Consider the following 12,823-nt stretch of genomic DNA (forward strand, 5'->3'; position numbering starts at 1 on the left):
GAACGAAGCCGGTATGGGTAGCGCAGCCAATGCCGCAGCAACGGCAACACCTTATCCACCGCACCCAGCCTCGCAAGGGTATGTGCAAATGCTAGGTGTATTTATAGATACTATTGTGATCTGTACAGCCACTGCCTCATTAATCTTACTGTCTAATCAACTTGTACCTGAATCGGGTGTATTGGGAATAGAGTTAACGCAAGCTGCACTACAAGAGCACGTAGGTGACTGGGGTACTTACTTTATTGCCATTGCCATTTTGTTTTTTGCATTTACCTCTATTGTCGCGAATTATTCATATGCCGAAACAAATCTAATGTTTTTAGAGCACAACTCTACTAAAGGAATGTTTATATTTAGATTACTCGTATTAGGCATGGTTATGTTTGGTGCCATTGGTGAACTAGGTATTATTTGGACACTTGCTGATATTTCTATGGGCCTAATGGCTATTGTAAACGTGGTTGCACTGTTTATGCTTTCAGGCGTTGTTGTGTGGTTATCAAAAGATTACAACGCGCAAAACAAGCAAGGAGTATTACCTACGTTTGACAAAGACAAGCACCCTAAGCTTGCCAAAGAGGTTGATCCTAACGCGTGGAAGTAACGCTAAATTAAAAAATTATTAAGCGAGCATTAGCTCGCTTTTTTTTGCCTTTCAAACTATATAAAAATTTATTAATGTATTTCAGAGATATATACCATAATTAAATATCAGTAATAGGCGCTTTTTGATTTACTTACGTACTATAAAATTGAAGTTTGTTATCTATAATATAAAGGAGTCATGATGGATGACCAATTGAACAAATACAGTATTGACACTACCGATTATCAGGTAGGTCAAGATAACGTACAAAAATGGGGGTTTGATGTTCATAACCCAGTGTTTGGAATAAGCGCATTTTTAGTCATACTATTTGTTGCCCTTACCTTATTGCTTGACCCTGAAGTGGTCAGGGAAGCACTTACCTCAACTAAAGATGCCATTATCAATAAATTTGATAGTTACTTCATGTTGATTGCTAATGGTTTCGTATTATTTTGCTTTGCACTTGCGCTCTCCCCTCTTGGTAAAATTCGCTTAGGGGGTGTTGATGCAAAACCTGAACATGGTTATCTCTCATGGCTGGCAATGTTATTTGCCGCAGGAATGGGGATAGGTTTACTGTTTTGGGGTGTCGCAGAGCCCGCAGCCTATTTTACTGATTGGTACTTAATGCCAATGAACGCAGAGCCAAATACCCCAGAAGCTCACTCTTTAGCCATGGGCGCCACCATGTATCACTGGGGCTTACATGGTTGGGCAATTTACGCCATTGTTGCACTTAGCTTAGCGTTTTTTGCTTACAATAAAGGCCTTCCGTTATCTATACGCTCCGTGTTTTATCCCTTATTTGGCGATCGTGCTTGGGGCTGGCTTGGTCACGTTATTGATATACTTGCTGTACTCTCTACGCTTTTTGGTTTAGCAACGTCTCTTGGTTTAGGGGCACAGCAAGCAACAAGTGGTATTAATTATTTAATGGGCACTGACTACGGTACCGCTTTTCAAATTACAGTTATAGCGCTCGTTACCTGTATTGCTATTGTTTCTGTTATTAAAGGCATTGAAGGGGGTGTGAAAGTACTTAGTAACATCAATCTTATATGTGCATTTATTTTACTTGTAGCCATAATATCGCTTACTTTTAGTGACTCAATTACAGCAATATGGTTTACCTTTGGTGCATATGTAGAACATATGGTTCCACTTAGTAATCCGTTTGGCCGTGAAGATGAAGACTGGATGCATGCCTGGACAGTATTTTATTGGGCATGGTGGATATCGTGGTCGCCGTTTGTAGGAATGTTTATTGCCCGCGTTTCTAGAGGCCGTACCGTGCGGGAATTTTTATTAGTCGTCATTGGCCTGCCAACACTATTAAGCTTAGTGTGGATGGGGGTATTTGGTAATTTAGCGATTTCACAAATTATTGATAAAGTTGGCCCACTTGGGCAAAACGGGTTAACCGATATCTCTGTGACGCTATTTCAGGTTTATGAGCAGCTTCCGCTTAGTGGCCTTATTAGTGTGATCTCAATTGTGCTTGTTTTAGTGTTTTTTATTACCTCTTCTGATTCTGGCTCACTTGTAATAGATGGCATAACCGCTGGCGGAAAAATTGATGCGCCGGTACCACAACGTATATTTTGGGCATCGATTGAAGGGGCAATAGCCGCCGTATTACTGTGGGTAGGTGGCTCTCAAGCCTTGCAGGCTCTGCAATCTGGAGTAGTAACCACTGCGTTACCGTTCTCAATTGTGCTTATTTTAATGTGCGTGGCGCTTATTCAAGGTTTAATGAGCGAATACCCTATTTATAAGGCACAAACAAAGTTATAGCATTATGTACTTTAGCAAAGCGGCTTTGTGTCGCTTTGCTTTGCACTTTATTTCCTCCCTTACCTACACTTCAGCTAATACATTAACGACCGTATTTAATTATCAAACTGTTTAGCTTTGGCAATATACCTTTAAAACACGTTGTTTAAAATAAATAGAGCGCACATATCAGCGCATAATAACCAAGCGCTATTAGTTACACCTTTAGCTATCAAGTTTATATCATCAGGTAGTCGCGCATGTATGCAAAATTGATTGATGAACTGAATTGGATTTAGACGGCAGCAGCAAAGGGATATAGGAAAAGTAATGTAGGTTTAATCAACTAACGCTAACGTGTAACAATACGTATGCTTTGCTTTAAGCACGATTGTCTGCCTCAAAATTAGTCACTTGATTAAGCCAATTGCTATTAATCTTTAAGGAATAGGCAAAAACATAAACAAAGTGATTGTTATATAAAAAATGGATGTTTATTTAAAAATAGGGAGTATTTAATTTACTAAAAGGACTTTAGTAAAAGTGGTGCCCGAGGCCGGACTTGAACCGGCACGACTTGTTAGTCGAGGGATTTTAAATCCCTTGTGTCTACCAATTCCACCACTCGGGCATCGAGTTTGCTATTTAAAGCATGTGGAGTAATTAAATGGAGGCGGAACCCGGAGTCGAACCGAGGTGGACGGATTTGCAATCCGCTGCATGGCCACTCTGCCATTCCGCCTTAACGCTTCCAAATAATTTGGAGCGGCACACGAGGCTCGAACTCGTGACCTCGACCTTGGCAAGGTCGCGCTCTACCAACTGAGCTAGTGCCGCGTTAAACTATTCATTAATATTTTATCTAACTTTCAATTATCTTGGTAGAATAATTAAAAGTGGTGCCCGAGGCCGGACTTGAACCGGCACGACTTGTTAGTCGAGGGATTTTAAATCCCTTGTGTCTACCAATTCCACCACTCGGGCATCGAGTTTGCTATTTAAAGCAAGTGGATAAAACTAATATGGAGCGGCACACGAGGCTCGAACTCGTGACCTCGACCTTGGCAAGGTCGCGCTCTACCAACTGAGCTAGTGCCGCATCATATTAATTCTAAATTTAATTACACAAACTAATTTATGTAACATTGTTTTTATAAATTACACTTGGCTATGTAATTAAACCACAAAGTGGTGCCCGAGGCCGGACTTGAACCGGCACGACTTGTTAGTCGAGGGATTTTAAATCCCTTGTGTCTACCAATTCCACCACTCGGGCATCGAGTTTGCTATTTAAAGCATGTGGAGTGTTGAATGGAGGCGGAACCCGGAGTCGAACCGAGGTGGACGGATTTGCAATCCGCTGCATGGCCACTCTGCCATTCCGCCAAACCGTTGGACAACCTAATGAAAACTTGGAGCGGCACACGAGGCTCGAACTCGTGACCTCGACCTTGGCAAGGTCGCGCTCTACCAACTGAGCTAGTGCCGCATTGTTATTTAATTATCTGCGTTATTCAACATCTTGCGATGTTTACGCTGCTAACTAAGTAACTTTGGTTTTCTTTATCTTAGGGGCTATGCCCTCTCAACACGGACGCATTCTACAGAGATTATTAAACGCGTCAACACAAAAAATGCCACTTTTGAACTGTTTGATTATTTTTTATCTAAAACGGTGCGTTATTAGACGTTTACAATCAATTTTTGGTCAATTCACTCCATGCAGCCATTAAATATTGCACCATAGAGCTTAGTGTTAAATAGGTGGCTATATACAATAAAGCAAAACTTAAATAGATCATCCACGTATCGTATTGCCAAATTAGGCCAATAATCGCCAGCATTTGCGCCGCGGTTTTTATTTTGCCCATATTTGATACTGCAACGTTTCCACGTTTGCCTTGTTCGGCCATCCATTCACGTAATGCAGATATCACTATTTCACGGCTAATAATAATAAGTGCCGGAATCGTCATATACATAGACTGATAATGATCAGAGAGCGCAACAAGTGCAGCACACACCATAACCTTATCGGCTACAGGGTCTAAAAACGCACCAAAAGGCGTAGATTGCTCTAGCTTTCGTGCTAAATAGCCATCAAGTATATCGGTGATTGATGCAAGCCAAAAAATAAAAGCGGCAGCAAAAAACGCCCAGCTATAAGGCAAGTAAAATATCACCAAAAATATGGGGATAAGAAAAAGTCTAAAGGTTGTGAGTGTGTTTGGAATATTCCACATAACTACTTGGATATGTCTTTTTTTCTATATTCGCATGAAGGGCTAGCCCTTGTCATGCAAATGGTTAAATATCTTCTCAGCCATGTCAGGACTGATCCCAGGAACTTTCTTTAACTGTTCTATATTAGCAGCTTTTACCCCTTGCATGCCCCCTAAATATTTTAATAATGTTTGGCGGCGCTTAGAACCTACTCCATTGATCTCTTCTAATAATGATTGCGTGCGCTGTTTTTGGCGCTTATTACGATGCCCTGCAATAGCAAATCGGTGCGACTCATCGCGAATATGCTGGATTAAATGAAGTGCTGGCGCATCCGAATCCATAGGAATCGTTTTTCGCCCGCCATCAATTAATAAGGTTTCAAGGCCTGGCTTTCTGCTTGTGCCTTTTGCTACACCTACTAACAGCGGCATTTTAGCATGTGGCCACGTAGCAAAATACTGCTCTGCACGGCCTAGTTGCCCTTTACCACCGTCAATGAATATAACGTCAGGAATTTTGTCTTCATCTACCACTTTGTTGTAGCGTTTGTTCAGTGCAAACTCCATTGCCGCGTAATCATCACCGCCGGTTATACCCGTTACGTTGTAGCGTCTGTACTCTTTGTTATTTGGCCCTTGCGAATCAAATACTACACAACTGGCTACTGTGTTCTCCCCCATGGTATGGCTGATATCAAAACATTCCATTCTGTTTATATCATCTAAGCCTAGGGTCGCTTTTAATTGTGCATAACGTTTGTTTATAGAGTCTTGCGTACTTTGTTTAACGGTAATGCTGTTTAATGCGTTTTTATTAGCAAGTTGAAGGTATTGTGCTCGCTCTCCGCGGGTGACCACTTTAAGCGATACTTTGCGCTCACTAATTTGCGTAAGCGCTTCACTCAATGCGCTACTTTCTTCAATCTCGAACGGTAAAATAATCTCTTTTGCTATGCGCCCTGTCGCACCAGGCGCTAAATAATATTGCCCTAAAAACGAAGTGAGTATTTCCTCTTGCCCCGAATCTTTAGGGACTTTTGGAAAATAGGTTTTACTGCCTAGCACTTTATGATCACGGATCATTAATAAATGAATCCCGTTTAATCCATTTAAGTGCGCAAAACCTACCACATCCATTTCAGCAAAATTACCTGAAATAGACTGCTGCTCCTGCATTTTGCGCAGTAGCATAATTTGGTCGCGCACTTTAGCTGCGAGCTCAAAGTTAAGGTCTTTACTCGCCGCTTCCATTTTTTTTATTAAATCGGCTATTACTTCGTGCGACTTACCTGTTAAAAACTTACGTACATAATCAACTTGTTCGCCGTACTCTTGCTCTGTCACTTTATTAACACACGGTGCTGAACAGCGCTTTAGCTGATACTGTAAACACGGGCGGCTTCTGGCACGGTAATAGGCATCTTCGCACTGACGTACAGGAAATATTTTTTGCATTAAACGCAAACTTTCCGACACTGCGCCAGCACTTGGGAAAGGCCCAAAATACTCGCCTTTTACCTTGCGACTGCCTCTATGAAAGGCTAAACGCGGATGTTTATGACTGGTAAGTAATATATAGGGGTATGACTTATCATCACGTAATAAAATGTTATAACGCGGCTGATATTTTTTTATAAGGTTGTTTTCAAGCAGCAGGGCTTCGGTTTCGGTGTTTGTGAGTGTAACTTCAATATCGCAAATATTACTCACTAACACACGGGTTTTACTGTCGGTTAGATTAGATCTAAAGTAGCTACTTACTCGTTTTTTTAAGTTTTTAGCTTTACCGACATAAATAACTTGTTGTTCACTATCAAGCATACGGTATACACCCGGTTCACTTGATAGCGTTTTTAAAAATTGGGCGTGATCGAATTCAGACATAAATTAAAAAATTAATGAGATACGTCTATATCAATCATTTTATGGCGAATAGCCAAATGAGTAAGCTCGACGTCGCCCCCTACGTTTAATTTTTCAAACATACGGTAACGGTAGCTGTTCACTGTTTTTGAGCTTAAATTTAAGCGCTCGGCAATATCTTGAGCTTTTTCACCTTTGGTGATCATTAGCATAATTTGTAGCTCGCGCTCAGATAAGCTTTGAAAAGGGTTTTCATCGGTACGCCCTGTTACTTGCGCAAGGGCTATTTGTTGTGCAATTTCTGGGGCGATATAACGCTGACCTGCATGAACAGACCGTATAGCACGAACCATTTCATCAGAGCCTGCACCTTTGGTTAAAAAGCCATGCGCGCCAATTTGCATCACTTTTGATGGAAACGGGTCTTCGCAATTAACCGTAAGCACAATAATTTTTACATCTGGGCAATAGCGACAAATCTTTTTTGTGGCCTCTAGGCCACCCATGCCAGGCATGTTCATATCCATTAATACAATATTAGGTGCGTGCTGGCGACAAAACTGTACCGCAGCCTCTCCATCTTTAGCTTCGCCTACCACTTTAAAACCACGTACATCATCTAATATACGTTTTATACCAGTTCGTACCAGCTCATGGTCATCAACTAAAAGCACATTAATCAATGTAATACCCTCATTAACCTAACAATACGCGACAAACAATCTAATTTGCCACATTACCACAGTTAAAGCGAAACAATAACTAATATTATTGCTTCGCTTTAGGTGTACTCATCTTTTAGCATTATTTTACGACTGCTAAAAACCAGTACTTTAGTTTTTTATGACGCTGCTTTTTCGCTAAAACGGTCTACCCATAGGGCAATAATGCCATCGCCTGTAACATTACACGCAGTACCAAAGCTATCTTGCGCAAGGTAAAGTGCAATCATAAGTGCAACAGCGCCTTCGTTAAAGCCAAGCATACTGGTTAATAAACCGAGCGCCGACATTACTGCTCCACCAGGTGCACCTGGCGCTGCAATCATTACTACCCCTAACATCATAATAAACGGCAGCATCCCCATTAAAGAAGGTACTTCCATGCTTGGCGATAAAAACATAACGGCCATTGCACACGTCACAATCGTAATGGTAGAACCCGATAAATGAATAGTAGCGCACAGTGGCACTGTAAAGTTTGCTACATCTTCTTTCACGTTATTTGCTTTGCTTGATTGCAAAGACACCGGAATGGTTGCCGCGCTCGACATTGTCCCCAGTGCTGTAAAATAAGCAGGAAGCATATTTTTAACTAGCTCCAACGGGTTACGTTTAAGTAATATCCCCGTAGAAACATATAATACGGTTAGCCACAGCCAATGCATAACAAGTGCTGCAATAAGCACAACACCAAAGGTTTGCAATGTATCTACCACGGTCCCTGCTACGGTCATTTCTGCAAATACACCCGCAATGTAAAATGGTAATGCCGGAATAATTACTTTAGATAATAAAGCATCGATTACATCGCGACCCTGATCAGACACTTTTTTAAGTGTTTCTAATTCAAGTTGGCTCATGCCAATACCAAACACAAATGCAGTCACAAGCGCTGTCATTACACCCATCAGCGGTGGAATTTCTAAATCAATAAAACTGCCAATTTCAGTGGCAACTTCGGCTTCAAACGTAATATTGCCACTTAGCAGTGGAATAACCGCACTTACTAATAAAAAGGCAAGCGTACCTGCAATTACTGTAGAGCTATAAGCAAAGCCAACAGTTTTACCTAATAAATGGCCAGACCCTTTAGGCAAGCCCGCAATGCCCGAAGCAATAAAAAATAAAATAATTAATGGGATGGTAAAAGAAATGAGTTGGCCAATAAGTTCTTTAACAGTAAATAAAAGCTCAACACCTGTGAGAGGCACATAAAGCCCGACCAAAATACCGGCCACAATACCGGCAATTAATTTTAAGATTAACTTCATTGTGATTGCTTAGTTGAATATAGATAGAGTGTTTTTAACATGTTTTAGGCGCATTGTGTGATAAAAGTATTCAAGTTATATTCATGTGCACAAATAACACACAAAAACATCGCAATAATTAGCCTACTCTGAGCATTTTTTAACTACGTGGCGAAATTTACTCTTTAAATTTAAAAATGAGCCCGCATCTTTAATAACTAAAGCAACAATAATAACTAATTTTTATTTCGGCTGGTTATAAGCCCAATAGATATATGTTATAGCCAAACTTTACTTTAGTTTTTTTAAACTCGCAGTAAAGTGTATTTATATAGTTAATAGCAAAGGCTATTAACACATTGATCAGATTGTATCCAAAGGAACATTATGTCTACTATTTTTGAAGATAACTCACTAAGCATTGGTAATACACCACTGGTAAAACTTAATCGCGTAACAGGCGGAAACGTTTACGCTAAAGTAGAATCGCGTAATCCTAGCTTTAGTATTAAATGTCGTATTGGTGCATCAATGATTTGGGAAGCTGAAAAATCAGGTCAGCTTGTTGAAGGTAAGGAACTAATTGAACCTACATCGGGTAATACAGGTATTGCCCTTGCATTTGTTGCAGCAGCACGTGGTTACAAATTAACACTCACCATGCCCAATACAATGAGCCTAGAGCGCCGCAAACTATTAAAAGCATTAGGCGCTAACTTAGTGCTTACAGATGGCGCTAAAGGTATGAATGGCGCAATTGAAAAAGCAAAAGAAATTCAAGCAACAGATCCAGAAAAATACATTTTATTACAACAGTTCGAAAACCCAGCTAACCCTAAAATTCACTTTGAAACAACCGGCCCAGAAATTTTTGAAGCGCTTGATGGTAAAGTAGACTTTTTTGTAGCAGGCGTAGGCACTGGCGGTACTATTACAGGTGTTAGCCGTTACCTTAAAAACGAAAAAGGCCTAGATGTTAAAGCGATTGCAGTTGAGCCAACTAACTCACCTGTTATTAGCCAAACGCTTGCAGGCGAAGAAGTAAAACCAGGTCCACATAAAATTCAAGGTATTGGCGCAGGGTTTATTCCTGGTAATCTTGATTTAAGTGTGATTGATGGTGCTGAGCAAGTATCAAACGAAGATGCTATTGCAATGGCTCATGAGCTAATGAAAAAAGAAGGTATTTTAGTGGGTATTTCATCAGGCGCAGCTGTTGTTGCCGCTAAACGCCTTGCTGAAAAGCCAGAAAACGCTGATAAAAATATTGTGGTGATTTTACCAAGTGCCACAGAGCGTTACCTGTCTAGCCCAATGTTTGCTGAAGAATTTAGCGAGCAAGAATTAGTACAGTAAACTTCTCTCCTTGAGATACTTAAAAGGATGCTTATGGCATCCTTTTTTATTATTTATGATTCAATTTTCTATTTATTCCCCAGTGCTGCTTTACATCTTGTTTAATTAACCACACACTTTAAAAAAACTAATTAAAAACATTCAACATGAAAAAAATAACAGCTTATTTAAGTTTTATCGTATGCTTATTTTTAGCCGCCTGTGGCGATAGCGTACAAACGCTGGGCGACTCACCGGGCGATACAGCCACCGCTTACTTTGATGCATTGTATAATCAAAAAGATTTACAAAAAGCCAGCACAATGGCCACCCCTAACCTAAGCCGGATTATGAAATCCTATGGCACCGCTAAGCAATTTGCCCGAAACTTAGTAAACCTGCAATACGATGAAGTAGTAATTGAAGTCGATATGACCAATATGAGTGTACGCGAACAATATGGCGATAACGCCAAAATAAACCTCATTTTTACAGGCTACTTTAATGGCGATAAAGTCGATGATATGCGCAGCGTTAAAATGCTTCGTAAAAAAGGGAAATGGTATATCGATAAAATAGTTGCAGACCCTTACGCACGCTAACTTATACACCACAAAAAAGGCCTTACACATGTAAGGCCGTTTTGCGTTTAGCGCTTATCTTAAGCGTTATAATTCACCGGGTTTAAAGTTATCAACGGCAATTGCTTGTTTTCTTAGTTTATTGGTATGGTGCATTGCATCGGCATCTGCTTGCGCAAGGAGCTCATTCTCTAGTGCGTAATTTATTGCGCCTTCTATGTCGAGTGTTGCAGGGACCTTACCACTGCGTTGCCAGTGTTTTAATTCTTTAAACTGTGTTTGCATATCGTGCATAGCTAAAAATGCATTTTCCATCACGCCCGTGCCCGCATTTTCATCTACATAACATAAGTGCGTTAAACGGTTTCTAAACACCCCAGGTTGCGTCATATGCTCGCAAATACTTTGGGCTGTTTCATCACTTGGCTTGTGGTAGTGATTCCCCAGCGGAAACACAATGCGTTTAAGTAAAAAGTTAACCACCGGATTTGAAAAGTTTTTGAAAAAACCGTCAAACGCTTGGCCTATCTCATAAAGAGAATTTTCAATAGCGTATTTCACAAAAGGTAAATCAGCCTGTTGGCGCCCTTCATCTTCAAAGCGCTTTAATACAGTAGACGCCAAATATAAGTGGCTAAGCACATCACCTAAACGCGCCGAAATCATCTCTTTACGCTTTAACTCGCCACCGAGTACCAACATGGCTACATCTGTAGTAAAAGCAAGCCCTCGGCTCATTCTGCTTAGCTGTTTGTAATACACTGCGGTTGCACCGCACACGGGCGCTTTTGCCAAACAGCTTCGCGTAAGACCATGTACAAAAGCCATGCCGGCGTTACTGGCAGCAAATAAAATGTGCTTCATCAATAAACTATCAAATTGATCAAGTGCTGCATCATCGTCTTCCATTGCGGCAGCTTCCATTTCCTTTAACACAAACGGATGACAACGGGTGGCACCTTGGCCAAAAATCATTAAGTTGCGGGTTAAAATGTTTGCCCCTTCAACGGTAATCGATACCGGGATCCCCATATAACCATGGGCTAAATAGTTATTAGGCCCTACTTGAATACCTTTACCAGAATGAATGTCCATTGCATCGTTCATTACCGTACGCCCCATTTCGGTCATATGGTATTTTGCAATGGCGGTAACAACCGATGGGCTAAGTTTTAAATCTATTGCGCCTGCGGTCATTAAACGCGCAGACTCTAACGTATACGTTAACCCGCCAATACGGGCTAAGGCTTCTTGTACACCTTCAAATTGGCCAATTGATACACCAAACTGTTGGCGTACCACAGAGTAAGCAGAGGTCATTTTAGAGGCTAAATGCCCTGTTGCGGTGCTTAGTGCAGGTAAAGAAATACCGCGTCCAGCACTTAAACACTCAACCAACATGCGCCAGCCTCGCCCTGCGCCCTGCTCACCGCCAATAATCCAATCTAGCGGAATAAAAACATCTTTACCGTAGGTAGTTCCGTTCATAAATGCCATGTTTAATGGATAATGGCGCTCACCCGTTTCTACCCCTTCGTGATCTGTAGGAATTAGCGCACAGGTAATCCCTAGCTCTTTTTCATCGCCTAATATCCCATCTGGGTCATACATTTTAAAGGCAAGGCCAAGTACGGTTGCAACCGGCGCAAGCGTAATATAACGCTTAGACCAATTTAAACGCAGGCCTATAACTTCTTCACCATTATGCTGCCCTTTACACACTACGCCAGAGTCGGGAATACTGCCGGCATCAGAGCCAGCTTCTGGGCCGGTAAGTGCAAAACACGGCACATCTTTACCACTTGCAAGGCTTGGTAGCCAACGGTCTTGTTGCTCTTTTGTGCCATAATGCAGTAACAGCTCGCCTGGGCCTAAGCTATTAGGCACCATAACAGTAACCGCCGCAGTTAAGCTTTTTGTGGCAATTTTTGACACTATGGTTGAATTAGCAATGGCAGAGAACTCACGTCCACCAAATTTTTCAGGAATGATCAGCGCAAAAAAGCCCTCTGTTTTTAAGTAATCCCAGACTTCTTTTGGCAGGTCTTTGTCTTTTTGTACAATTTGGTAATCATCTAGCATCGCCAGTAGCGTGTTCACCTGATTATCCATAAAGTCATTTTCTTTATCGCTAAGTTCAGGCCTTGGAAAGTTATGCAGTTTTTGCCAATCTGGATTACCACTAAATAGCTCACCATCCCACCATACATCGCCGGCTTCCATTGCCTCTCGCTCAGTTTGCGAGAGCGGCGGAAGTACCTTTTTAAACATTTTAAACGTAGGACGGCTGATCAGGTTGAGGCGAATATCTTTGACTGCAAAAATAACCACCACCACGACCAGCAATATTATAAATACTGACATGAGCACATTCCTTTTACATTGAATGAAAATAGTAACTTAATTATGACCCATCTTAGTTTAAATACAATCATTGCGCGATGCACCACACGCCTTAACGTATTAATTTTATTGTTTTAAA

9 protein-coding genes and 8 tRNA genes (1 of these 17 only partly in view) are annotated in these 12,823 nt (G+C 41.1%); 4 read left to right on the forward strand and 13 right to left on the reverse strand.

What is annotated here, in order from left to right; genetic code table 11:
- Together SJY38_RS08455 and SJY38_RS08460 are read left to right on the forward strand one after the other, a co-directional pair.
- Positions 1-607 carry the end of a sodium:alanine symporter family protein gene (locus tag SJY38_RS08455; protein ID WP_024033645.1) on the forward strand. It extends 809 nt beyond the left edge of the window, so the window shows 607 of its 1,416 coding nt (coding positions 810-1,416); its start codon lies off the left edge, out of view; the stop codon is at positions 605-607.
- Between the two features lie 183 nt (positions 608-790).
- On the forward strand, positions 791-2,386 hold the full coding sequence (locus tag SJY38_RS08460) for a BCCT family transporter (RefSeq protein WP_029773123.1): 1,596 nt from the start codon (positions 791-793) through the stop codon (positions 2,384-2,386).
- A gap of 523 nt (positions 2,387-2,909) precedes the next feature.
- Here the strand turns inward: SJY38_RS08460 and SJY38_RS08465 are convergent.
- The 12 genes from SJY38_RS08465 to SJY38_RS08520 form a co-directional block, all read right to left on the reverse strand.
- Positions 2,910-2,996 (reverse strand) — tRNA-Leu (locus SJY38_RS08465).
- Between the two features lie 37 nt (positions 2,997-3,033).
- Positions 3,034-3,107: transfer RNA gene (locus SJY38_RS08470), tRNA-Cys, on the reverse strand.
- A gap of 19 nt (positions 3,108-3,126) precedes the next feature.
- Positions 3,127-3,202: transfer RNA gene (locus SJY38_RS08475), tRNA-Gly, on the reverse strand.
- Between the two features lie 60 nt (positions 3,203-3,262).
- Positions 3,263-3,349: transfer RNA gene (locus SJY38_RS08480), tRNA-Leu, on the reverse strand.
- 39 nt (positions 3,350-3,388) lie between these two features.
- A tRNA-Gly gene (locus tag SJY38_RS08485) sits at positions 3,389-3,464 on the reverse strand.
- A 90-nt stretch (positions 3,465-3,554) separates the two neighbouring features.
- Positions 3,555-3,641, reverse strand: a tRNA-Leu gene (locus SJY38_RS08490).
- A gap of 36 nt (positions 3,642-3,677) precedes the next feature.
- Positions 3,678-3,751: transfer RNA gene (locus SJY38_RS08495), tRNA-Cys, on the reverse strand.
- Positions 3,752-3,778: 27 nt separating this feature from the next.
- Positions 3,779-3,854, reverse strand: a tRNA-Gly gene (locus tag SJY38_RS08500).
- A 208-nt stretch (positions 3,855-4,062) separates the two neighbouring features.
- Complete coding sequence (pgsA, locus tag SJY38_RS08505; RefSeq protein ID WP_024033647.1) at positions 4,063-4,608, reverse strand: CDP-diacylglycerol--glycerol-3-phosphate 3-phosphatidyltransferase; 546 nt, start codon at positions 4,606-4,608, stop codon at positions 4,063-4,065.
- A gap of 42 nt (positions 4,609-4,650) precedes the next feature.
- A complete protein-coding gene (uvrC, locus tag SJY38_RS08510) occupies positions 4,651-6,474 on the reverse strand; it encodes an excinuclease ABC subunit UvrC (protein WP_004589510.1) in 1,824 nt (607 codons plus the stop codon).
- An 11-nt stretch (positions 6,475-6,485) separates the two neighbouring features.
- Entirely contained in the window at positions 6,486-7,136 is a 651-nt protein-coding gene (gene uvrY, locus SJY38_RS08515) for a UvrY/SirA/GacA family response regulator transcription factor (protein ID WP_004589511.1), read from the reverse strand.
- A 158-nt stretch (positions 7,137-7,294) separates the two neighbouring features.
- The gene (locus SJY38_RS08520; protein WP_024033649.1) at positions 7,295-8,446 is read right to left on the reverse strand and encodes a dicarboxylate/amino acid:cation symporter; all 1,152 of its coding nucleotides are present in this window, start codon (positions 8,444-8,446) and stop codon (positions 7,295-7,297) included.
- Between the two features lie 366 nt (positions 8,447-8,812).
- On the opposite strand from SJY38_RS08520, the gene cysK reads away from it, so the two are divergent.
- Together cysK and SJY38_RS08530 are read left to right on the forward strand one after the other, a co-directional pair.
- The gene (gene cysK / locus SJY38_RS08525) at positions 8,813-9,781 is read left to right on the forward strand and encodes a cysteine synthase A (protein WP_004589513.1); all 969 of its coding nucleotides are present in this window, start codon (positions 8,813-8,815) and stop codon (positions 9,779-9,781) included.
- Between the two features lie 146 nt (positions 9,782-9,927).
- Complete coding sequence (locus SJY38_RS08530; protein ID WP_029773124.1) at positions 9,928-10,362, forward strand: hypothetical protein; 435 nt, start codon at positions 9,928-9,930, stop codon at positions 10,360-10,362.
- Positions 10,363-10,428: 66 nt separating this feature from the next.
- On the opposite strand, the gene SJY38_RS08535 is transcribed toward SJY38_RS08530, so the two are convergent.
- Entirely contained in the window at positions 10,429-12,705 is a 2,277-nt protein-coding gene (locus SJY38_RS08535; RefSeq protein ID WP_096041942.1) for an acyl-CoA dehydrogenase, read from the reverse strand.
- Positions 12,706-12,823 lie beyond the last annotated feature (118 nt).

Source organism: Pseudoalteromonas sp. R86517, from assembly GCF_042466295.1.
Lineage (GTDB): Bacteria > Pseudomonadota > Gammaproteobacteria > Enterobacterales > Alteromonadaceae > Pseudoalteromonas > Pseudoalteromonas atlantica.